This window comes from Kitasatospora sp. NPDC094019 (assembly GCF_044764505.1).
Classification (GTDB): domain Bacteria; phylum Actinomycetota; class Actinomycetes; order Streptomycetales; family Streptomycetaceae; genus Kitasatospora.
In genome coordinates this window covers 241,584-263,983 of the sequence record NZ_JBIWIF010000008.1, presented here as the reverse complement: position 1 = coordinate 263,983, position 22,400 = coordinate 241,584, and the positions used below count along the sequence as shown (strand labels likewise).

General features: G+C 73.8%; 18 protein-coding genes and 1 tRNA gene. 4 read left to right on the top strand and 15 right to left on the bottom strand.

Going from position 1 to position 22,400, the window contains the following annotated elements; all coding sequences use genetic code 11:
- Positions 1–24 precede the first annotated feature (24 nt).
- The 5 genes from ACIQ9P_RS20350 to rsmI form a co-directional block, all read right to left on the bottom strand.
- A complete protein-coding gene (locus tag ACIQ9P_RS20350) occupies positions 25–624 on the bottom strand; it encodes a Uma2 family endonuclease (RefSeq protein WP_402357588.1) in 600 nt (199 codons plus the stop codon).
- A 70-nt stretch (positions 625–694) separates the two neighbouring features.
- Positions 695–1,573 (bottom strand): TatD family hydrolase, encoded by an 879-nt coding sequence (locus ACIQ9P_RS20345; protein ID WP_402357586.1) that lies wholly within the window; start codon positions 1,571–1,573, stop codon positions 695–697.
- A gap of 40 nt (positions 1,574–1,613) precedes the next feature.
- Complete coding sequence (gene metG / locus ACIQ9P_RS20340) at positions 1,614–3,233, bottom strand: methionine--tRNA ligase (RefSeq protein ID WP_402357582.1); 1,620 nt, start codon at positions 3,231–3,233, stop codon at positions 1,614–1,616.
- Between the two features lie 52 nt (positions 3,234–3,285).
- Positions 3,286–3,735, bottom strand: coding sequence for a hypothetical protein (locus ACIQ9P_RS20335; RefSeq protein WP_402357579.1), 450 nt, complete (start codon positions 3,733–3,735; stop codon positions 3,286–3,288).
- A gap of 358 nt (positions 3,736–4,093) precedes the next feature.
- A complete protein-coding gene (gene rsmI / locus ACIQ9P_RS20330; RefSeq protein ID WP_402357576.1) occupies positions 4,094–4,963 on the bottom strand; it encodes a 16S rRNA (cytidine(1402)-2'-O)-methyltransferase in 870 nt (289 codons plus the stop codon).
- Positions 4,964–5,060: 97 nt separating this feature from the next.
- Between rsmI and ACIQ9P_RS20325 the strand changes: the two genes are divergently transcribed.
- Positions 5,061–6,962: a dolichyl-phosphate-mannose--protein mannosyltransferase gene (locus ACIQ9P_RS20325; RefSeq protein ID WP_402357573.1), complete on the top strand. Its 1,902-nt coding sequence runs from the start codon at positions 5,061–5,063 to the stop codon at positions 6,960–6,962.
- A gap of 213 nt (positions 6,963–7,175) precedes the next feature.
- Positions 7,176–8,948 (top strand): penicillin-binding transpeptidase domain-containing protein, encoded by a 1,773-nt coding sequence (locus tag ACIQ9P_RS20320; protein WP_402357570.1) that lies wholly within the window; start codon positions 7,176–7,178, stop codon positions 8,946–8,948.
- Positions 8,949–8,982: 34 nt separating this feature from the next.
- Here the strand turns inward: ACIQ9P_RS20320 and ACIQ9P_RS20315 are convergent, their stop codons facing one another.
- The 4 genes from ACIQ9P_RS20315 to ACIQ9P_RS20300 form a co-directional block, all read right to left on the bottom strand.
- A complete protein-coding gene (locus ACIQ9P_RS20315) occupies positions 8,983–10,398 on the bottom strand; it encodes a glycosyltransferase 87 family protein (protein ID WP_402357568.1) in 1,416 nt (471 codons plus the stop codon).
- A 223-nt stretch (positions 10,399–10,621) separates the two neighbouring features.
- On the bottom strand, positions 10,622–12,109 hold the full coding sequence (locus ACIQ9P_RS20310) for an amino acid permease (protein ID WP_402357564.1): 1,488 nt from the start codon (positions 12,107–12,109) through the stop codon (positions 10,622–10,624).
- 251 nt (positions 12,110–12,360) lie between these two features.
- The gene (locus ACIQ9P_RS20305; protein ID WP_402357561.1) at positions 12,361–13,815 is read right to left on the bottom strand and encodes a penicillin-binding transpeptidase domain-containing protein; all 1,455 of its coding nucleotides are present in this window, start codon (positions 13,813–13,815) and stop codon (positions 12,361–12,363) included.
- Positions 13,816–13,907: 92 nt separating this feature from the next.
- On the bottom strand, positions 13,908–15,239 hold the full coding sequence (locus ACIQ9P_RS20300; protein WP_402357558.1) for an FtsW/RodA/SpoVE family cell cycle protein: 1,332 nt from the start codon (positions 15,237–15,239) through the stop codon (positions 13,908–13,910).
- A 198-nt stretch (positions 15,240–15,437) separates the two neighbouring features.
- On the opposite strand from ACIQ9P_RS20300, the gene ACIQ9P_RS20295 reads away from it, so the two are divergent.
- Positions 15,438–16,754 (top strand): VWA domain-containing protein, encoded by a 1,317-nt coding sequence (locus ACIQ9P_RS20295; RefSeq protein ID WP_402357555.1) that lies wholly within the window; start codon positions 15,438–15,440, stop codon positions 16,752–16,754.
- A gap of 2 nt (positions 16,755–16,756) precedes the next feature.
- Positions 16,757–17,626, top strand: coding sequence for a peptidase (locus ACIQ9P_RS20290; protein WP_402357552.1), 870 nt, complete (start codon positions 16,757–16,759; stop codon positions 17,624–17,626).
- A 216-nt stretch (positions 17,627–17,842) separates the two neighbouring features.
- On the opposite strand, the gene ACIQ9P_RS20285 is transcribed toward ACIQ9P_RS20290, so the two are convergent.
- From ACIQ9P_RS20285 to glp, 6 genes are all read right to left on the bottom strand, one after another.
- Positions 17,843–17,916 (bottom strand) — tRNA-Ala (locus ACIQ9P_RS20285).
- A 139-nt stretch (positions 17,917–18,055) separates the two neighbouring features.
- Entirely contained in the window at positions 18,056–19,129 is a 1,074-nt protein-coding gene (locus ACIQ9P_RS20280; protein ID WP_402357549.1) for a hypothetical protein, read from the bottom strand.
- Positions 19,130–19,279: 150 nt separating this feature from the next.
- The gene (locus ACIQ9P_RS20275) at positions 19,280–19,888 is read right to left on the bottom strand and encodes a GNAT family N-acetyltransferase (RefSeq protein ID WP_402357547.1); all 609 of its coding nucleotides are present in this window, start codon (positions 19,886–19,888) and stop codon (positions 19,280–19,282) included.
- Between the two features lie 14 nt (positions 19,889–19,902).
- Positions 19,903–20,406, bottom strand: a complete 504-nt coding sequence (locus tag ACIQ9P_RS20270; protein ID WP_402357544.1) for a molybdenum cofactor biosynthesis protein B — start codon at positions 20,404–20,406, stop codon at positions 19,903–19,905.
- Positions 20,403–20,843 carry a cyclic pyranopterin monophosphate synthase MoaC gene (gene moaC, locus ACIQ9P_RS20265; protein ID WP_402358023.1) on the bottom strand — a complete coding sequence of 147 codons (441 nt, stop codon included), beginning with the start codon at positions 20,841–20,843 and terminating at the stop codon, positions 20,403–20,405. Before moaC ends, ACIQ9P_RS20270 begins: the two co-directional genes overlap by 4 nt.
- A 199-nt stretch (positions 20,844–21,042) precedes the next feature.
- Entirely contained in the window at positions 21,043–22,398 is a 1,356-nt protein-coding gene (glp, locus tag ACIQ9P_RS20260) for a gephyrin-like molybdotransferase Glp (RefSeq protein WP_402357541.1), read from the bottom strand.
- Between the last annotated feature and the right edge of the window lie 2 nt (positions 22,399–22,400).

The window sequence follows — 22,400 nt, the reverse complement described above, 5'->3', positions numbered from 1 at the left end:
CAAGGATACGGGCGCCGGGCGCCCTCACAGCTCGACGACCGCCGCGAGGTCGATCTCCACGGGGTACGGGAGCGACGTCCGCAGCACGCCCTCGTGCTGGGCGACGGGCAGGTAGACGCCCTTCTCCTCGTCCCGGTGGAACTCGTGCACGATCGGCAGGTTGTCGATTCCGCGCTCGACCCGCCAGAAGTACGGGATGCCCTTGTCGGCGTACTGCCCGGGCTTGCGGAAGCGGTCCGCAACCTGGGATCCGGGCGAGACCACCTCGACGGCCAGCGCAACCGACTCCGGTGGGATGCACTCCAGCTCGAAGAAGTCGAGGCCGGTCCTGTCGATGACCACAACATCAGGTTTGGCAGTGTTGTACTCGTCAAGCAGCACGCACCGCTCGACGTTCACGACATGTGGCGCGGTGCGCACACCGGACAACGCGATCAGCAGCTGATCGCGCACCTGGTCATGCCACCACTTCGTCATCCCCCGAACCACGACGGCTCCGTCCACCAGTTCCCAGTCGACAGGCAGATCGAGTTCCCTGACCTGCTCGTACGTCCAGCCCTGGGACGGCGGGTACATCCAGTCGATCGGCATGGCGGTCATGGCCACCTCCCTCACTGCACTCATGCTAGCCAGCCTAGAAAGCCAACAGGAGTGCCGAATCGTTCCTTCGGAACCCGACTTTCGTTCGATCGGATCAGTATCCGAAGGCCCGCGCCGTGTTCGCCGCGATCGCCGCGGCGAGCTCGTCCTCGTGCAGGCCCAGGGTGTCCGCCATCGAGCGCACCGTGACCGGGATCAGGTACGGCGCGTTGGGCCGGCCGCGGTAGGGGTGCGGGGTGAGGAAGGGGGCGTCGGTCTCGACCAGGACCCGGTCCAGCGGGGTCGCCGCGAGGGCGTCCCGCAGCGGCTGGTTGGCCTTGAAGGTGACCGGGCCGGCGAAGGACAGGTACCAGCCGTGCTCGGCGCAGACCTTGGCCATCTCCGCGTCGCCGGAGTAGCAGTGGAAGACGGTCCGCTCGGGGGCGCCCTCCTCCAGCAGGACGGCGATGACGTCCTCGTGGGCGTCCCGGTCGTGGATCACCAGGGCCTTGCCGTGCCGCTTGGCCATCGCGATGTGGCGGCGGAACGACTCCTTCTGGATCTCCACGCCCTCCGGCCCGGTGCGGAAGTAGTCCAGGCCGGTCTCGCCGACCGCCCGGACCTGCGGCAGCGCCGCGAGCGCGTCGATCTCGGCGAGCGCCGCGTCGAGCGCGGCCTGCCCGCCCGGCTCGCGCCGCTGCCCGGACCACCCGTCGGGGTCCCCGAGGAAGATCCTCGGCGCCTCGTTGGGGTGCAGGGCGACGGCGGCGTGCACCTGCTCGAACCGGGCCGCCAGGTCGGCGGCCCAGCGCGAGCCGGGCACGTCGCAGCCGACCTGGACGACGGTGGCCACCCCGACCGAGGCGGCCTTGGCGAGGCCCTCCTCGGGGGTGCCGGACTGCATGTCCAGATGGGTGTGCGAGTCCGCCACCGCCACCGCCAGCGGGGCCGGCAGCGGCGGCGGGGTGGACCGCTCGTCGTCCTTCTTCGGCATCAGTCGTTCCTCTTCCGGTACCGGTCGTCGGTCCCCGGCCTCAGGAGGCCGGCTTCTCCTCCAGGCGCGGGAACAGGATGTCGCCCTTGGTGACGGTGGCGCCGACCGGCAGCAGGCCCCACTGCGCCGCCTGCGCGACGGTCTGCTCCGCGAGCGCGCCCAGGCCCTCGGCGGCGCCCAGCGACTCCCAGAGCTTCTCGGCGGTGGCGGGCATGACGGGGTTGAGCAGCACCGCGGTGGCCCGCAGCGACTCGGCCGCCGTGTAGAGGATGGTGGCCAGCCGGTCCCGGCCCTCGGCCGACTCGTCCTTGGCGACCTTCCACGGCGCCTGCTCGGTGAGGTAGCCGTTGACCTGCTTGACGAACTCGAAGATCGCCGCGAGTCCGCCGGCGAAGTCCAGCTCCTCGCCGATCTTCCGGTCCGCGGTGGCGACCGCCGCCGCGAGGCCCTCGGCGACGGCCTGCTCGGCGGCGCCCGGCGCCGCGGCGGCCGGCAGCACGCCGTCGTAGTACTTGCCGACCATGGCCGCCACCCGGGAGGCGAGGTTGCCGAAGTCGTTCGCCAGCTCGGACGTGTACCGGGCGGTGAAGTCCTCCCAGGAGAACGAGCCGTCGGTGCCGAACGGGATCGCCCGCAGGAAGTAGTAGCGGTAGGCGTCGACACCGAAGTGCGAGGTCAGGTCGGTGGGCGCGATGCCGGTCAGGTTGGACTTGGACATCTTCTCGCCGCCGACCATCAGCCAGCCGTTGGCGACGACCCGCTTCGGCAGCGGCAGACCCGCGGCCATCAGCATCGCGGGCCAGATCACCGCGTGGAAGCGCAGGATGTCCTTGCCGACCAGGTGGACCGAGGCCGGCCACAGCTCGGCGAACCGCTCCGGGTCGGCGCCGTAGCCGGCCGCGGTGATGTAGTTCTGCAGCGCGTCCACCCACACGTACAGCACGTGCTTGTCGTCCCAGGGCAGCGGGACGCCCCAGTCGAAGGTGGAGCGGGAGATGGAGAGGTCCTGGAGGCCCTGCTCGACGAAGCGGAGCACCTCGTTGCGGGCCGTCTCGGGGGCGATGAAGCCGGGGTTCTCGGCGTAGAACTCCAGCAGCTTCGGGCCGTACGCGGAGAGGCGGAAGAAGTAGTTCTCCTCCTCCAGCCACTCGACCGGCTTCTTGTGGATCGGGCAGAGCTTCTCGCCCTCGGTGGCACCGTCGAGCAGTTCGGCGGGGAGCTTGTACTCCTCGCAGCCGACGCAGTACGGGCCGGAGTACCCGCCCTTGTAGATCTCGCCCTTGTCGAACAGGTCCTGGACGAACTCCTGCACCCGGGCGGTGTGCCGGTCCTGGGTGGTGCGGATGAAGTCGTCGTTGGCGATGTCCAGGTGCTGCCAGAGCGGCTTCCACGCCTCCTCGACCAGCTTGTCGCACCACTCCTGCGGGGTGACGTTGTTGGCCTCCGCGGTGCGCAGGATCTTCTGGCCGTGCTCGTCGGTCCCGGTCAGGTACCACACCCGCTCGCCGCGCTGGCGGTGCCAGCGGGTCAGCACGTCGCCCGCCACGGTGGTGTACGCGTGGCCCAGGTGGGGGCGATCGTTGACGTAGTAGATCGGAGTGGTGACGTAGTACGCGGGAGTGGTGCCCCCGTTGGTGCTGTGGTCTGCAGTGGCCGCCATGGTCGGCAAGCTTAGTCGGGCCCGGGTCCGGGCCCGACCGCCACTGCCACCGTCAGCCCCGCATCCGCGCCCAGAACCGCGCCCAGCGCCCGCCCGAGGGGGCGGTCCGCACCGGTCGCGGCGCGGCGGGCGGCCCGGCCGGCTCCGCGTGCGACGGGTACCCGGGGGCGTGCTGCCACGGCTTGTCCTGGGCGGAGACCCGGCCCTCGCGCATGATCCGGACGGTGTGGCCGCCGCAGCCCGGGCAGGCCGGCTTGAGCAGCGGCGACGGCACCCGGACTCCGTTGGCGTGGTACTCGAACACGACCCGCCCGTCCCGGGCCACGTGGTGCTCGATGTCGTACGCCTGCTCCCAGCCGTAGCCGCAGCTCAGGCACACGAAGGAATAGGCTTCCCGGACGGTCTCGACGGGGGTGTGCGCGCGGCCGTTCGGGCCGGCGCTGCTCGGGCCGGGGTCGCTCAGGGCGTTGCCACCGCGGGGGCTACCGATCGTCTCGCTCATAGCCGTCTCCCAGCGCCCGCCGGGCGCTCGCCCGGCTGGGTCTTTCCTTCCCAGGAAATGCCCGGAACGTCCCGGGCGATGCCCGCCTTGTGAAGACTTGGAGGCAGGTTGGGAAGCCCTATACGAAAGGGTGGGTCCTGTCCGAAAAGCTCGACCGAAGCTTCAGCTCGGCGGGCGTTTACCCGGGGCCTTCTCTCCAAGGTACGCGCCCGCGCGCCCGGTGGCACCTCGCCCACGAACCGTGTGTACTCGCAGCTCAGGCGCCTGTCGGGACGCTTTCCGACCGTTCCGGGACGGTTCGCCGGCCGTTCCCGACCGCTTCCCCCGCCACCGCCCCGGCCGCCTCCCGGCCGTCCGCTCAGCCCGCCGCGCCCCCGGCGGCGTTCTTCGCCGCCACCACCGCGTCGAACACCTCGCGCTTGGGCAGCGAGAGCTCGGCCGCGACCGCCGCGATCGCCTCCTTGCGCCGCTCCCCGGCCTCCTCCCGCACGGCCACCAGCCGGGCCAGCTCGGCCGGGCCCAGCTCCCTCGGCGCGGCCGGCGGCGCGCCCGCCACGACCACCGTGATCTCGCCCCTGACCCCCTCGGCCGCCCACGCGGCCAGATCGCCGAGCGGCCCGCGCTTGACCTCCTCGTAGGTCTTGGTCAGCTCCCGGCAGACGGCGGCGGGCCGCTCCGGGCCGAACGCCTCCGCCATCGCGGCGAGCGCCTCCGCGATCCGGTGCGGGGCCTCGAAGAAGACCATGGTGCGCGGCTCGGCGGCGACCGAGGCCAGCTGCCGGGCCCGGTCGCCGGTCTTGCGGGGCAGGAAGCCCTCGAAGGTGAACCGGTCGACCGGAAGCCCGGACAGCGCCAGCGCGGTCAGCACCGCGGACGGCCCCGGCACCGCCGTCACCTTGAGGTCGGCGGCCACGGCGGCGGCCACCAGCCGGTAGCCGGGGTCGGAGACGGACGGCATCCCGGCGTCGGTCACCAGCAGGACACGGGCCCCGCCGAGCAGCGCCTCGACCAGCTCGGGGGTGCGCCCGACCTCGTTGCCCTCGAAGTAGGAGACCACCCGCCCGGCCGGGGTCACCCCGAGAGCCTGGGTGAGCCGGCGCAGTCGCCGGGTGTCCTCCGCCGCGATGACGTCCGCCGCGGCCAGCTCGGTGAGCAGCCGGGGCGGGGCGTCCGCGACGTCGCCGATGGGGGTTCCTGCCAGTACCAGTACACCTGTCACGGACCCCATCCTTCCAGTAACCGGCCGCCGGGCGCTTTTGGTGACGATTCGGGCAGCTTCGGAGGGAGCGGTCCCCCGGTCGTGACGCACCCCTACCATGTGGCGGATGAACGGCGACACGGCGGCGCAGACGCCCACTGGTACAGACCTCACCGCGCGGGGTGGCGTCGGCGGGCCGGTCCTGGACCGGCCGTCGCCCGCCCTGCCGGGTCCGCGCGACCCGGACGGCGACGGCGCCGACGGCGGTCCGGACGGACCCGGCGGCCCCGCCGCGGACGCTCCGGACGGCTCCATACCCGCCCCGCCCCCGCCGCGCCCCGCCTGGCTGCGCGGCCTGGCCCGGTTCGGATACTCCCCGGCCCCCGCCGCGACCACGGCCGAGCGCCTGGTCCCGCCGATGCCGGACGGCCCGGGCGTCACCCCGAAGCGGGTGCCGCCGTCCCCGCTGCTGCTCCGGCTGGGCCTCGCCCTGCCGGCGCCGCTGTGGTCCTGGCTCTGCCGCTGGTCGGGCTGGCTCGGCCCGCTCGCGGTGACGCTGTTCGCCGGCGTGCTGCGGTTCACCGGCCTCGGCTCGCCGAACGCGATCGTCTTCGACGAGACGTACTACGCCAAGGACGCCTACGCGCTCTGGCACGGCGGCTACGAGATCAGCTGGCCGGACGGCGCCAACGAGCAGATCATGTCCGGCGGCCCGGTCCCCTACCGGTCGAACCCCTCGTACGTGGTGCACCCGCCGGTCGGCAAGTGGATCATCGGTGCCGGTGAGCAGCTGTTCGGGATGAACCCCTTCGGCTGGCGGTTCGCGGTGGCGCTGCTCGGCACCCTCTCGGTGCTGATGCTGGCGAGGATCGCCCGCCGGCTGTTCCGCTCGACCCTGCTGGGCTGCGTGGCGGGCCTGCTGCTGGCCGTGGACGGCCTGCACTTCGTGATGAGCCGGTCCGCGCTGCTGGACCTGGTGGTGATGTTCTGGATCGTCGCCGCCTTCGGGTTCCTGCTGCTGGACCGCGACCGCACCCGGGCCCGGATCGCCGCCCGGCTGGCGTCCCTCGGCGACGGCGGCCCGGACGCGGGCATCGCCCACCGGATGAACCTGGGCTGGCGCCCGTACCGGATCGCGGCCGGCGTCTGCGTCGGGCTGACCTGCGCGACCAAGTGGAGCGGCCTGTACGTGGCGGCCGCCTTCGGCCTGCTGACGGTGCTCTGGGACGCGGGCTCGCGCCGACTGGCAGGGGCCGACCGCCCCTACCGGTGGACCCTGGTCCGGGACGCGGTGCCGGCCTTCGTCTCGCTCGTGGTGGTCCCGGTGGCCGTCTACATCGCCTCCTGGTGGGGCTGGTTCGCCAGCAGCACGGTGCCGAACCAGGGCGGCTACGGCCGCGACTGGGCGGTCGGCCGCTCCACCGACTTCCCGTGGATCCCGGAGGGCCTGCGCGCGCTCTGGCACTACCACTCGACGGTCTACGACTTCCACACCCATCTGAGCGACCCGCACACCTACCAGTCGAACCCGTGGAGCTGGCTGGTGCTGGGCCGGCCGGTGTCCTTCTTCTACGAGTCGCCGAAGCAGGGCACGGCCGGCTGCGCGGTGAGCGACTGCGCCCGCGAGGTGCTGGGCATCGGCACCCCGCTGCTCTGGTGGACCGGAGTGATCGCCCTGGTCTACTGCCTGTGGCGGTGGGCGGCCCGGCGCGACTGGCGGGCCGGCGCGGTGCTCTGCGGCCTGGCCGCCGGCTACCTGCCCTGGTTCGCCTACCAGCAGCGGACGATCTTCCTGTTCTACGCGGTCTGCTTCGTGCCCTTCCTGGTGCTCGCGGTGACGATGCTGCTCGGCGCGCTGGTCGGGCCCGCCGGGGCGTCCCGGGACCGCCGGATCATCGGCGGGGCGGCGGCCGGCCTGGTGGTCCTGCTGATCATGTGGAACTTCCTCTTCTTCCACCCGCTGTACACGGGCGAGACGATCCCGATGGACGACTGGCGCAAGCGGATGTGGTTCAACACCTGGATCTGACGGCGGGCGCGCGCGACGGGGGCGCGACGGGCGGTCAGGGGCTCCGACGGGCGGCGAAGCGTACCGGAGTGGTGCGTGACACGTACCAGATCCGTCACAAGACCCCCTCCATTCGCCGGGGCACGGAGTCCGGCTGCCTAGGCTGGACTCCGAACGCGCATCCGGCCACGTCCGGCTGCGGCCCGACCGCCTGACCCTTGGGGGAACATCACCATGCGCAATGGCGCGAAGACCGGCCTGATCACCGGCGTGGCCGTCGCCATGCTCGCCGCGGGCGGCTACGGGGCGTACAGCCTCGTCGGCGGCTCGGACGACAAGGACACCCCGGCCGCCAAGAAGGCGCGCACGGTGGTCGCCGAGCCCCCGAGCGCCGAGCAGGCCACGGCCGGCACCAAGGACTTCCTGGACGCGTGGGCGGCCGGCGACCTCGCCAAGGCGGCCTCGCTGACCGACGACCCGGCGGCCGCGACCACCGCGCTGACCGCGTTCCGGGACCAGGTGAAGCCGAGCGGGCTCACCCTGGCCCCGGCCGGACCGGCCACCCCGGCCGCCTTCGCGGCGGCCACCGGCTCCCCGAGCGCCGCCCCCAAGCCCCCGGCCACCCCCACGGCCACGCCCACCCCCGGCGGCCCCCTCCCCACCGACTCGCCGTCGGCCACCGCCCCGGCCGGTCCGACCGGGGTGCTGATGGGCTTCAAGGCCCGCGCCGAGTTCGAGGGCACCAACCGCGTCTGGGACTACAGCGGCTTCCTGAGCGTCGTGAAGATGAGCGACAACACCCCGGCCGTGCACTGGGCGCCCTCGGTGATCCACCCGCACCTGGCCCCGGGCGAGACGATCGGCGTGCAGCCGCTGCCCCCGATCGCCGGCAACGTGGTGGACCGCAACAACAAGCCGCTGAGCGGCCCCTCGATCACCCCGCTGATCCCGACCCTGCAGGCCAAGGTCGCCAAGCTGCTCGCGGACCAGAACAAGGACCAGAACGACAACGGCACCGGCGTGGTGATCAGCAACGCGGCCGACCAGAACAGCGTGCCCGACCGGCTGTTCACCATCGTCGACCCGAAGCCCCCGAAGCCGTTCAAGCTGACCATCGACAACACCCTCCAGGCCGCCGCCGAGAAGGCGATGACCGACCTGGGCGGCAAGAAGGGCTCGATCGTCGCCATCGAGCCGAGCACCGGCCAGGTCCTGGCCTTCGCCAACGCGCCGGTCACCGGTCTGAACCGGGCCTTCCAGGGCCAGCTCGCCCCGGGCTCCACGCTGAAGATCCTCACCTCCACCGCCCTGCTGGAGGCCGGGGTCAACCCGGACACCCCGGTGGCCTGCCCGACCCTGAGCAGCAACCCGAAGAAGATCCCGAACTCGTTCCCCGACGCGTACCCGAACAACACCCTGCAGCAGGACTTCATGATCTCCTGCAACACCGCCTTCATCGACCAGGGCCTGACCAGCCTCAAGCCGGGCGCGCTGACCACCACGGCCAAGGACGTGTACGGCATCGGCCTGAACTGGCAGACCGGTCTGCCCAGCTTCGACGCGGTGGTGCCGGACGCCGGCACCAACAAGGACGAGCAGGCCATGCAGTCGATCGGCCAGGGCAAGGTCCAGATGAACCCGCTGGCCATCGCCTCGATCACGGCCACCGTGCAGAGCGGCGCGTTCAAGCAGCCGATCCTGGTCGCCGAGCTGCCGCAGCAGAAGGCCCCCCGGGACCTCGGCCCCGACGTCGCCGGCAAGCTGCGCCAGATGATGGCCGCCACCGCCACCGGCGGCACCGCCAAGGACGTGATGGCCGGGATCTCCGACAACGCGGGCGCCAAGACCGGCTCGGCCGAGGCCACCGGCATCGCCACCACCAACAGCTGGTTCACCGCCTACCGGGGCAACCTCGCGATCGCCGCCGAGGTCGAGGGCGGCGGCCACGGCGTGGACGCGGCCGGCCCCGCCGTCGCCTCGATCATCAAGGCGGCCGGCAACCGCTGACCGGCGGCCGACCGCCGACCCCCTCGGGCCCGTCCTACCGCACCGGTAGGGCGGGCCCGGCCCGGTCGAGCAGACAGGCCGGCCGGACCGGCGGCCGCCGGGCACCGCTCCACCGCCGGGCCGCCAGCCGGGGCCAGATCACCAGCACCGCCGGCAGCGCCAGGTACCCGAACCGGCCGGCCGGCGCCAGCATGAAGGCGATCGCCAGTCCGGTGGCCAGCAGGTCGGCGGCGGCGATAGCGGAGACCGGCGGCCGGGCCAGCAGCCAGATCGTCACCCCGAGCCCGCCCACGGTCAGCAGCACCAGCGAGGCCGTGTGCCCGGTGGGCCCGAAGCCGGCCAGCACCTTGCCGGGCAGCGGACTGCCGGCCGGCGTCTGGATCGCGGTCAGCCCGAGCGGGAAGCGCACCACCTGCTCCCGGAGTTCCTCGGCCCGGGTCAGGACGTAGGGCACCATCACGGCGCCCGCCGCGCCGAGCGCGGTCAGCCCGGCCCGGCCGGCCGGCCGTCGGCCGTAGAGCCGCCAGAGCAGCAGGACCGCCACCGGCAGGGCCGGCCAGACCGTCCACTTCAGGCTCCCGGCCAGGGCCAGCACCAGTCCGGCGGCGATCGTCCGGTCCCGTTCGGCCAGCGCCATCGCCAGGCAGCAGAGCCCGATCAGCGGCAGGTCGACCCCACCGCCGACGAGCGCCAGCGCGACCAGCGGCGAGGCGGTGAGCACGGTCAGCGGCAGCAGTGGCGCACGGTCCCGGTTCGGCCGCAGCAGCCGCCAGCTCGCCAGCAGACAGGCGACGAAGGCCAGCGCGAACCAGATCCGGGCGTCCCCGGCCAGCCGGGCGAGCGCGTTGCCGTCGCCGAGGAGCGCCCGCGGCACCCCGAACAGCGACATCGCCGGGAGATAGGGGTTGTAGTCGGTGACCACCACCGGATGCGGAAGGTAGGGGCTCCCGGTGCTGAAGAGCAGCCGCGCGGAGCGCTCGACCACCATCACCTCGGACTGGTGGCGACCCTGCAGCACGAGGACCACCAGCGGCACCAGCACGGCGCCGAGCAGGGCCGCCCCGGCCGCGGCGCGGGCCGCGATCCGGCGCGGGAGGGCCAGGCAGAGCAGCCCGGCGAGCAGGTAGGCGGGGGCCGCGAGCATGCCCCACAGGCGCTGGTTGGGGAGGTCGGAGACGATCGGGAATCCGGCCGCCCAGCCGGCCGCGACCAGGCAGCCGAGCAGGTGGACACCCCGGTGTCCGGCGAGCCGGGCCGGGTTCAGCCGATCGGACGGGGGTCGTGGGCGCTCCTCGCCACGCTGGCGGGGGAACGGCCGGTGTCCCCGGTCGCCGGGCGGGCGGCCGGTTCCGGCCGGGGACACGGGCGGAACGGGCGCCGTCGGCGTCGCGCTCCGGCCGGTGGAGCGGCCGCGCGGGCGGGAGAAGCCGGGCGTGCGGGTGCTCACCATGGTGGAAGGTTAGGGCCGGGGGTGGTGCCCTGTCGCCATGCCGAGGACGCGAGTGTCCGGCGCCACGGCCCCGGCCGCCGACCGGGGCGGCCGCCGGGGCACTCGCGGGCGAACGGCCGGGAACAGCCGTGGGAACGGCCGTCGGAACACCCGGGGGAACACGGACGGGGCCGCCCGGGGAGGGCTGTCCCCCGGGCGGCCCCGTTCACGGCGCGCCGGCCGCTCAGCCGACCTTGGAGCCGGCGTCCGCCCGCTCCCCGGCCCGCTCCAGCTTGGAGTGCTTGATGCTGTAGCCGAAGTACACGACCACCGCGACCACCAGGGCGGCCCCGCCCGCCATGAAGGTGTCCGCGTGCAGCCCGGTGATCAGGTAGACGCAGAAGCCGACGCTGGCCAGCGGGACGACCGGGTAGCCCGGCACCCGGAAGCCGCGCGGCAGGTCGGGCTGGGTGCGGCGCAGCACGATCACGCCGATCGAGACCACCGAGAAGGCGATCAGGGTGCCCAGGCTGGTGATGTCGGCCAGCCGGGCGAGCGGGACGAAGGCGGCCAGCACGCCGACGCCCAGGCCGACCACGATGGTGTTCCAGACCGGGGTGCCGCTGCGCGGCGAGAGCTCGGCGAAGCGCTTGGGCAGCATGCCGTCACGGCCCATCGAGTACAGGATGCGGGTCTGGCCGTAGATGACCACCAGGGTGATCGAGAAGATCGAGACGATGGCGCCGATCGCGAACAGGATGGCGGGCCAGCTCTGGCCGGTGATGTCCTGGAGGATCTGGGCGAGGCCGGCCTCCTGGCCGTCGAACTTCTCCCACGGCTGGGCGCCGATGCCGGCCAGGGCCACCAGGATGTACAGCACGGTGACCACCACCAGCGAGATGATGATCGCCATCGGCAGGGTGCGCCGGGGGTTCTTGACCTCCTCACCGGCGGTGGACACGGCGTCCAGACCGATGAAGGAGAAGAAGATGCTGGAGGCCGCGACCTGGACGCCGCCGATGCCCAGCGGCATGAACGGGGTCAGGTTGCCGGAGTGGAAGCCGGTCAGCGCGACCCCGACGAACAGCAGCAGGATCAGGATCTTGACGGCCACCATGGCGGTGTTGACCTTGACCGACTCGCTGACGCCGCGGATCAGCAGGAAGCAGACCATGGCGACCAGCAGCAGCGCCGGCAGGTTGAACCAGTGGGTGTCGTCGGGCGCGCCGGCGATGACCTCGGGGATCCGGAAGCCGAACGCCAGGTCGAAGAACTTGTTCAGGTACTCGGCCCAGCTGACCGCGATCGCCGAGGCCGAGACGCCGTACTCCATCAGCAGGCAGATGCCGACGCCGAAGGCCACGCCCTCGCCGAGGGTGGCGTAGGCGTAGGAGTAGGAGGACCCGCTGACCGGGATCGCGGAGGCCATCTCGGCGTAGCAGAGCGCGGTGAGGCCGGCGGTGACGGCCGCGATCACGAACGAGAGGATGACGGCCGGTCCGGCCGACGGCACGGCGCTGTTCAGCACGAAGAAGATGCCGGTGCCGATGGTGGCACCGATGCCGATCGCGGACAGCTGCCAGAGCCCGATCGAGCGGCGCAGGTGGATGCCGGAACGGCCGCCCTCCTCGGGTGCTCCGGCGGGCGGGCCCTCGCGGCCCTCGCTCTCGGCGATCAGGGTGGAGACGGGCTTGCGCCTGAGGAGGCGTGCGCCGAGCGTGTTGCTGGCCAAAACGAGGGTCCTTCTAGGCGGGGGAGGGTGTCCTAGGTGGCCGGTCACTCAACACACCGAAGGGTGTCATCGGGGACCAACCGAACAAAGATGGGACAGTACCGCGCGAAAGCACCAGTGTCGCAAACGAACAGTCCCGGCGCGCGCATTGTACGAACCGTCGCATCGGCATGTACAAACCGGACACTTCGCAAACGGCGGATCTCCCGGCGAGCCGATAGAGCGGCAGGCCAGCACCCCCGGTAAGGAGCTCACCGGGCGAGCACCGCCTGCATCACGGCGCGCGCGACCGGCGCCGCCAGCCCCCCTCCCGTCACCTCGGTCGCGTCGCTGTCCGCGACCACCACGGCGACCGCCACCGGCGGCACCGAGGCCGAGCCGGCCGGGGCCGCCCAGGCGATGAACCAGGCGTACGGCGTCCCGGTGTTGTCCACCCCGTGCTGGGCCGTGCCGGTCTTTCCGCCGACCACCGCGCCGTCGATCCGGGCGGCCCGTCCGGTGCCGTTCTCCACCGCGTCCACCATCAGCCGCCGCACCTGCCCGGCGGTGGCCGGGCCGACGGCCTGCCGGTACACGGCCGCCCGCGCCGACCGCACCACCGTGCCGTCGGCGGCGGTCAGACCGTCCACAAGCTGTGGACGCATCACGGTGCCGTTGTTGGCGATGCCCGCCGCGACCATCGCCATCACCAGCGGGGTGGCGGCGGTGTCGAACTGGCCGATCGAGGAGAGCGCCAGCTGCGAGTCGTCCGTCCGGGTGTCGAAATTGGACCTCACCGCCCGCACCGGGGTGTCCAGCCGGGCGTCGTTGAAGCCGAAGGCTTCGGCCGCCGCCGCCATCCGTCGCGGGCCGACCTCGACCCCGAGCCGGCCGAGCACGCTGTTGCAGCTGAGCGTCATCGCGGTGGCCAGCGACAGGTTCGGCCCGTCGCAGGCCGCGGTGTCGTCGACCAGCGGCACGGAGGTGCCCGGCAGCAGGTAGGGGTGGGGGGTGTCGGTCGGCGCGTCGACGTCGGTGACCACCCCGCTCTCCAGCGCCGCCGCCGCGGTCACCACCTTGAAGGTCGAGCCGGGCGGGTAGGTCTGCCGCAGCGCCCGGTTGAGCATCGGCTGCTCGGGGTCCCCCTGGAGCCGGCTCCACGCCTCCCGGTCGGCCACGGAGGTGCCGGCGAAGCTCCCCGGGTCGTAGGAGGGGGTGGAGGCCAGCGCCAGGATCCGCCCGGTGGCCGGCTCGACCGCCGCCACCGCGCCCCGCTGCCGGCCCAGTCCCCGCACCGCCGCCTCCTGCGCGGCCCGGTCGATGGTGGTGCGGACGTCCCCGCCGGGGTTCTGCCGCCGCGCCACCGCGTCCCACACCGCCCAGCTCGCCAGCCGGCTGTCGGTGCCGGAGAGCAGCGCGTCCTCGGTCCCCTCCAGTTGACTGTTGCCGTAGGTCTGCGAGGAGTAGCCGGTCACCGCCGCGTACAGCGGCCCGTCGGTGTAGGTGCGCTTGTAGTCGTACCGCCCCCCGGTGGGCTCGGAGCCGGTGACGCTGTCGGCGCCCACCCGGATGCTGCCGCGCGGCTGGGAGTAGCGCTCGACCACGAGCCGCTGGTTGGCGCTGTTGTGGTTCAGCTCGCCGGCGCGGAACACCTGCACCCGGGTGGCCTGGACGCACAGCGCCACGATCAGCAGCAGACAGAAGGTGCCGGCCCGGCGTCCGGTCACGGAGATCCCCGGCAGCCCCTGCGGCCCGCCGCCCGGCCCGCCGCCGTCGGCGCCCCCGCGCCGCCCGCTCCCGCTCCCCCGCTTCCGCCGGCTCACCGGCCCTCCCCCGGGTCGGGCCGCCGGGCGGTGTCGCTCATCCGCACCAGCAGCGCCACGATCACCCAGTTGGTGACCACCGAGGAACCGCCCTGGGCGACGAACGGCAGCGTCATTCCGGTCAGCGGGATCAGCGCCAGCACCCCGCCCGCCACCACGAAGACCTGCAGTCCGACCAGCGCCGCCAGCCCGATCGCCAGCAGCCGCCCGAACGGGTCCCGCAGCGCGATCCCGGTCCGGAACCCGCGCGACACCAGCAGCGCGTACAGCAGGAACACCGCGACCAGCCCGGTCAGCCCCAGCTCCTCGCCGATGGTGGCCAGGATGAAGTCGGACTTCGCCGCGAAGCCGATCAGCGCCGAGTGCCCGCCACCGAGACCCGCGCCCAGCTCGCCGCCCCAGGCGAAGGCGAACAGGGACTGCGCGATCTGGTTGGCGCCGTGCCCGGCGGCGATCGAGCCGAGCGGGTCCAGCCAGTCCGCGACCCGGCTGTGCACGTGCGGCGAGAGCAGGCCGACCCCGACCGCCGCCACCCCCGCCAGGAACAGCCCGATGGCGATCCAGCCGGTCCGCGCGGTGGCCACGTACAGCATCACCACGAAGAGCCCGAAGAACAGCAGCGAGGTGCCGAGGTCGGTCTCCAGCACCAGCACCCCGACGAAGGCCGCCCAGATCGCCAGCACCGGCGCGAGCACCCGCCCGGGTGGCAGCCGCAGCCGCCGCACCCGCCGCCCGGTGAGCGCCAGCGCGTCCCGGTGCACCGCCAGGTAGGCGGCGAAGAAGACCGCCAGCAGGACCTTGGCGAACTCCCCCGGCTGGAAGGAGAACGGCCCGTAGGTGATCCAGATCCGCGATCCGTACACCGGCGGGAAGAAGATCGGCAGTACCAGCAGGACCAGCGCCGCCAGCGCCCCGATGTACGCGTACCGCTGGAGCCGCCGGTGGTCCGGCAGCAGGAGCAGCACCAGTACGAACAGCCCCATCCCGAGCGCGGACCAGAGCAGCTGGGTGGGGGCCGCACTGCCCGGGGTGGCCCGGTCCAGCCGGTGGATGACGACCAGTCCGACACCGTTCAGCAGCACCGCGATCGGCAGCGGCAACGGGTCCGCGTACGGCGCCCGCCGGCGGACCGCGCCGTGCGCGAGCAGCGCGAGCGCCCCCAGAGCGGCCCCGTACTCACCCGCGTCGGCCGGCACCGTGCCGTCGAGGACGAGGCCCACCTCGGCGTAGCCGAGCACGGCGGCCAGCACCGCGGCCAGCACCAGCGCGAGTTCGGTGTTGCGCCGGGTCGGCACGGAACGGCGGGGCCGGCCGGCGGTTCTCGTCACGGCGGAGGGTGTCGCCACGGACCGTCCTGGGAGTCGGGCTGCGGGCGCCGCCGGGTGACCACCGGGGAGGACGGGCGGCACCCCCATCCCCTTCGCCACCCTAACGAGCGCTGTGCGGGTATTCGGCCCGGTTCACCCGGTGTGTCCCGGCCCATCGCGCGTTGGCCACGGCGAACTGATGGTCCCTAGGATCGGCGGGTGACTACCGGACGACGACCGAAGGCCAGGCTCGGCAGCCTGCTGGCCGCCCTGGCGATAACGGGCGGGGCGCTGCTCAGCGGCCTGCCCGCCCATGCCGACGAACCATCAACCGGCCCAGCCGGCAAGGAGGCCCCGCGGGTCGACCTCGTACTCGATGTCAGCGGCTCCATGCGCGAGGCCGACATCCAGGGCAAGACCCGTATCTCGGTGGCCCAGCAGTCCCTGAGCGACGTCATCGACGCCCTGCCCGCCGAGACCGAGTTCGGCATCCGCACCCTGGGCGCCAACTACCCCGGCACCGACAAGGCCCAGGGCTGCCTGGACACCAAGCAGCTCTTCCCGGTCGGGAAGACCAACAAGACCGAGGCCAAGACCGCCGTCGCGACCCTGCGGCCCACCGGCTTCACCCCGATCGGCCTGGCGCTTCGCGGCGCCGCGCAGGACCTCGGCAAGGGCGAGACCACCCGCCGGGTGGTGCTGATCACCGACGGCGAGGACACCTGCACCCCGCCCGACCCCTGCGACGTCGCCCGCGAGCTCGCCTCCCAGGGCATCCACCTGGTGGTCGACACCCTCGGCCTGGCCCACGACGACAAGACCCGCCAGCAACTGCTCTGCATCGCCAACGCCACCGGCGGCACCTACACCGACGTGCGCACCCAGGAGCAGCTCACCGAGAAGGTGAAGCAGCTGGTCGACCGCTCCAACGACACCTACACGGTCACCCCGGTCAAGACCGCCGGCACCGACAAGTGCGAGTCCGCGCCGGTCCTCACCCCGGGCGTCTACAGCGACCGCGAGAAGTTCTCCGAGCACCGCGTCTACCGCGTCCCGGTCAAGGCCGGCCAGGAACTGCGCGCCTCCGTCAGCGTCGCCCTGGACCGCCCGGTGGCCCGCGACTACGGCGTCCTGCTCCAGGCCACCAGCACCACCGGCCAGGAACTGGTCCGCGGCACCGACGCCGGCAGCAGCCGCACCGACGTGGTCTCCACCGGTCTGCGCTGGTCGGCCGCCGCCTCCAAGGGCTACGCCACCGCGACCGCCTCCGCCTCGCCGAGCGGCAAGCCGGAGACCAATGTCTGCCTGGTCGTCTCCAACTCGCTGGCCCCGCAGGCGGGCGCCGCGGCCGACCCCGGCCTCCCGCTGGAGCTGACGGTCGACCTGACCGCCGCCTCCCCGGCCCCGGACGGCCCGGCGATGGGTCTCGGCCGCGGCTGGATCCTGCTGCTGGTGCTCACCCTGGCCGGCCTGCTGACCGGCCTGCTGTTCGGCTGGATCGCGCGCTGGCGGATCGCTGTCTGGCAGGAGAACTGACCATGCGTACGACCTTCCTCCGCGCCGCGGCCGCCCTGGCCGCGCTCCCGGCGCTGCTGCTCGCGGCCCCGGCCGCCACGGCCGCCTCGCCCTCGCCGAGCGCGAGCGGCACCCCGGCCCCGGCCAACAAGGCCGGCACCTCCTTCCTGACCGCCGTCAACCTGTCGCCCGGCCAGGACGCCAAGGTGGACGTCTCCACCGGCGACTACCTCTACTGGGCCTTCGGCGCCGCCGAGGGCCGGACCGCCAAGGTGGACCTCTCGGTCTCGCTGGCCCCGTCCGCCGACCGGCACGGGCCGCAGACCTGGAACGTCGAGGTGTTCGACGGGCTGCGCCGCCGCCAGTCCTGCACCGACGGCACCCAGAACGCGACCGCCGAGCAGACGGCCGGCTCGCTGGCGCTCAGCTGCACCCTGCGCGAGGTCCGCTCCTGGGCCGAGCCGTGGTCCGGCGACCCGCTGCCCGGCACCTACTACGTCCGGCTCTCGGTCGCCGACGCCCCGCAGCCCGACCTCGGCCTGGCCGCCGCGGTGCAGCTGCGGGTGACGGCCAAGGGCGACGAGGACAACGCCCAGCCGGAGGGCGGCGAGCTGAAGGCCCCGCTGGTCCCGCCGGTCGGCGGCGGCGCCGCGACCGCCAGGGCGGCGGCCCCGGAGGAGCCCGAGGACCACTGGTACACCGGCTGGTTCTCCCGCTGGAACAGCCGCTGGTTCTGGACCCTGGCCGGCGGCGTGCTGGCCGCCCTCGCGGGCGTCGCCGGCTACACCCTGACCCGCCACCCGCGCGGCCGCCGCCCGGCCCGCTACGGCTCGGTGCCGCCGCAGTCCGGCGCCCCGCAGCCGGGCCCGTACGCGGGCTCCGGACAGTCCTGACCCTCCCGGACCCCGAGGGCCGGGCCGGAGCACCGCTCCGGCCCGGCCCTCACCCGTTCCCCCGGCCGGCCCTCCACCGCGCGGTCCGCGCGTGATCCGCCTCACACCCCGCCGGGACCCCGCCCCGGCGGCCCCGGCTGACCCCCCGTCGACCGGCGTACCCCCACAACGCAGAAGTCCCGCCCGGTCTTTCGACCGGGCGGGACTTCCGTTGGGTGGAGCTGAGGGGATTCGAACCCCTGACCCCCTCGATGCGAACGAGGTGCGCTACCGGACTGCGCCACAGCCCCAACAAGAAGAAACTTTAGCACCTTTCGGAGGAGGCTCGTGACCACCCCCGCGACCTCCCCCGAAGCCGCCTTCCTGGTGGCGGGGGCGGAACGCGAGGAGGCCCCCGGCGGCGGGGGCCTCCTCGCGGACGGTCGCGGACTACTCGTTGGCGGCGCGGGGCCGCGCCTCCGGGGCGGTCGGCTCGGCGTACTGGTCGAAGAGCGGGGTGTTCCGGGACTCGACCGGGCGGCCGGCGGTCCAGGTGCCGGGCGCCGTCAGGTCGAGCCCCCGGTTGACCCGGGGGGCCACCGGCGCGGTCACGTACGTCGGCAGCGGGACGGGCACCGGCTCCCAGGAGTCCGGGCCGGCCGCGCCGCGCTCCCGCATGCCGTCGACCCACTCCTCGTGCTCGGTGACCTCCGCGACGGCCGAGGCCGAAGCGGCGGAGGACCCGGCGGGAACCCGCGCGGAGGCACCGGCGGGCGTCCCGGCCGAGGCCGCCCGCGCGGCGTCCGCCTCGGTGGCGAGCCGCAGGTGCGGACGCCCGCGCCCGGGGGCGGGCGCCCCCGGCTCCGGCTCGGCCGCCGGGGCCGGCGCCGGTTCGGCGGCCGCGCGGCCGGCCTCGGCCCGCTGCTGCTCGCGCTTGCGCAGCCGCTCCGCGGCCTGGGCCGCGCGGGTGCGGTCCAGCTTCACCGCGTACCGCTGGCGCTCCAGGCGCCGCAGGTGCCCGATGTAGAGGGTCAGCAGCGCGGCCGGGACCGCGGGGACCCAGAGGAAGGCCAGACCGGCCACGGCCGCGACCACCGCTCCCAGCGCGAAGGCCAGGAACAGCGCGCTGACCATCCGGCGCCGGCGCGCCATCAGCCGGGCCCGGCGCTCGGGGCCACCGCCCCGGACCGCCTGCCTCGGCTCCGCCCGGTCGCGCTCCGCCGGCCGGGCGGGCGCGGGCGCGTCCGTCCGTTCGTCGGAGGCGTCCTCGGGGTCGCCGGGGTCGGCCGCGTCCCGCTCGGGGGGGCCGTCCATGCTCTGCTCGTCGTCACGCGGTTCGTCACCCAGGGCCCGGGACGCCCGCCGCTCCAGCGCCGAACGCCCGGCCAGCAGGCGGATGGCGGTACTGAAGCGCTCGGTCGGGCGCGCCTCGTTGAGCTCGTCCTGCCTGCGGAGCCACATCGGCACCAGATAGGCGGCCCAGGCCCCTACGATGACGGCGTAGATAAGGCCGCTACTGCTCACGATTCACACCGTACGGGCGTGGAGGAAGGGCCGGTAGCAATTTGGCACGGCGTGTCGTGTGATCAAGCTGATTCTCCGACTATTTTGCCGGTATTTGTGCCCGTCCGTCGTCACGCCGATGCCATATCGATATTTCATTCGAACATACATTCAATTATGCGGTCGGCGACCGGAGCTGAGGGAACGCCAGCGTTCGAGCATGCCCTCCGGGACCTCCTCGGCGGCCAGGGCGAACACCAGGTGGTCCCGCCAGTCGCCGTCGATGTGCAGGTAGCGCGGGCGCATTCCCTCCGAGCGGAAGCCGAGCTTTTCCACCACCCGCCGGCTCGGGCCGTTCTCCGGCCGGATGCACACCTCGATCCGGTGCAGGCCGAGCGTGCGGAAACAGTGGTCCACCGAGAGCGCGACGGCGGTCGGCATGATGCCCCGCCCGGCCACCGACTCGTCGATCCAGTACCCGACATTGGCCGAGCACATCGACCCCCAGGTGATTCCGCCGACGGTCAGCTGGCCCACCAGCTGGCCCCGGTACAGCACCACGAAGGGCAGCATCCGGCCGGCCGCGGCCTCGGCGCGCAGATAGCGGACCATCTGCCGGTAGGTCGGGCGCGGGCCCGCCGCGAGACCCGCCGGGCCGGGCGGCACGGTGGCCTCCCAGCGGCGCAGCCAGTCCCGGTTGCGGCGGCTGACCTCCTGCCACTCGCGCTGGTCGCGGGCCCTGATCGGGCGCAGCACGACGTCCCCCTCGTGGAGTTCCACCGGCCAGCCGGCGTTCAGTGCGCGCTCCCGGAAGCTGCCGTGTCGGGCCGGGGGTGGTCCCCGCCGCCGAGCTGGTCGACGGCGTGGGCGAGCAGCGGTGCCAGGACGGCCAGGCCGTCCCGGACGCCGCCGGTCGATCCCGGCAGGTTGACGACCAGGGTACGTCCGGCGAGGCCGGCCAGCCCCCGGGAGAGCGCGGCGGTGGGAACCGCGTCCCTGCCGTACGCCCGGATCGCCTCGGGGATGCCGGGAATCTCCCGGTCCAGCACCCGCGCGGTCATCTCGGGGGTGAGGTCGTTCGGCGAGATCCCGGTGCCGCCGGTGGTCAGCACCACGTCGTAGCCGGCCGCCACGGCCTCCCGCAGCACCGCCTCGACCGGCTCGCCGTCCGGGACCACCCGGGGGCCGTCGGTGTCGAAGCCCATCGCCCGCAGGCCCTCGACCAGCAGCGGGCCGCCCTTGTCGGCGTAGACGCCGGCGGAGGCGCGGTTGGACACGGTGACCGCGAGGGCTCTCATGCCTCCCCCTCCGGGGCGGTCCAGTCCCCGCTCTTGCCGCCGGTCTTGGTCAGTACCCGGACGGACTCCACGGTGGCGCCCTTGTCCACGGCCTTGACCATGTCGATCACGGTGAGCCCGGCCACCGCGACGGCGGTGAGCGCCTCCATCTCGACGCCGGTCCGGTCGGTGGTCCGGACGGTGGCGGTGATCTCCACCGCGTCGTCGGCGACGGTCAGCTCGACCTTCACGCCGGAGAGCGCGATCGGATGGCAGAGCGGGATCAGCTCGGGCGTCCGCTTGGCGCCCATGATCCCGGCGATCCGTGCCACGGCCAGCGCGTCGCCCTTGGGCATGCCCTCGCCGCGCAGCAGCTCGACCACCCGCGGGGAGACCCGGACCCGACCGGCCGCGACGGCGGTCCGGGCGGTCACGTCCTTCGCGGAGACGTCGACCATCCGGGCCGCGCCCTGCTCGTCGACATGGGTGAGGCGGTCGCCGGGGGGTGAGGCGGTCACGGGTGGCTCCAGGGGGCGCGCAGGTCGAATACCGCGCTACCGTACCGCCCGCCCCGGTCCGGGCGTGGGACGGGCCGCGTCGGTGGGACGGCCCGCCGCGACGGGGAGTTCGGCCGACCGGGGCGCGGTCGGCCGCCGCTCAGCCGCCGAGCAGCACCACGTCGACCTCACTGCCCGCGGGCAGCTCGGTGACGTCCTCGGGAACGGTGATCAGGCAGTCCGCCCGGGCCAGCGCGCCGACCAGGTGCGACTCCGCGCCGCCGACCGGTTCCACCAGGCCGTCCGCGGCCGTGTACCGGCCGCGGAGGAACTGCCGGCGGCCGGCGGGCGAGCGCAGCGCCACCGGGCAGTGCGCCCGGACCACGGGCCGGTGGATGTCCTCGGCGCCGAGCATCGCGCGGATCGCCGGGCGGACGAACAGTTCGAAGGAGATGTACGCGCTGACCGGGTTGCCGGGCAGGGCGAGCAGCGGCACGCCGGGGCCGGGGCCGATCCGGCCGAAGCCCTGCGGCTTGCCGGGCTGCATCCGCAGCCGTCGGAAGTCCACCCCGCCGTACTCGGCGAAGACCTCCTTGACCACGTCGTAGGCGCCGACGCTGACGCCGCCGCTGGTGACGATCAGGTCGGCCCGGCCGAGCTGGTCCTCCAGCACGGCGCGCAGCCTGGCCGCGTCGTCGGGGACGCCGCCGACCCGGTAGGCGATCGCGCCGGCGTCACGGGCGGCGGCGGTGAGGGTGAAGCTGTTGGACTCGGAGATCTGCCCGGGGCCGACCGGCTCGCCGGGCTGGACCAGCTCGCTGCCGGTGGACAGCACCACGACCCGCGGGCGCGGGCGGACGGTGGCGGTGGCCCGGCCGATCGCGGCGAGCAGGCCGAGCTGGGCCGGGCCGAGCCGGGTGCCCGCGGTCAGTACCCGGCTGCCGGCGGCGACGTCGCTGCCGCGGCGGCGGATGTGGGCGCCCTCGGCGACCGGGCGCAGGACCCGGACCTCCTCGCCCTCGACCGCGGCGGCCATCGCGTCGGCGGCGCGGCCGGTGCCGGTGCCGCCGTCGGTCCACTCGACCGGGGCGACGGCCCCGGCGCCGGGCGGGACGGGCGCGCCGGTCATGATCCGGGCGGCCTGGCCGGGGCCCACGACGGGGAGTTCACCGGCGCCGGCGGCGATGTCACCGACCACGGTCAGCACCGAGGGGTACGCGCTGCCCGCGCCGGCGGTGTCGGGCGTGCGCAGGGCGTAGCCGTCCATCGAGCTGTTGTCGAAGGGGGGCAGGTCCCCCTCGGCGACGACGTCCTCGGCCAGCCGGCAGCCCTGCGCGTCGAGCAGCTGGAGCTCGATCGCGGGAAGCGGGCCGACGGCGGCCAGGACGTCCGCGAGGTGCTCGTCCACGGTCCACAGGCCGTCCGGACGGGCACCGGGGCGGGCGGGCGGGGCCGGGTCCGCGGAGTCGTCGCAGCAGGCTGCGGGGGTGGTACCGCTCTCCGTGGACCCGGTCATGG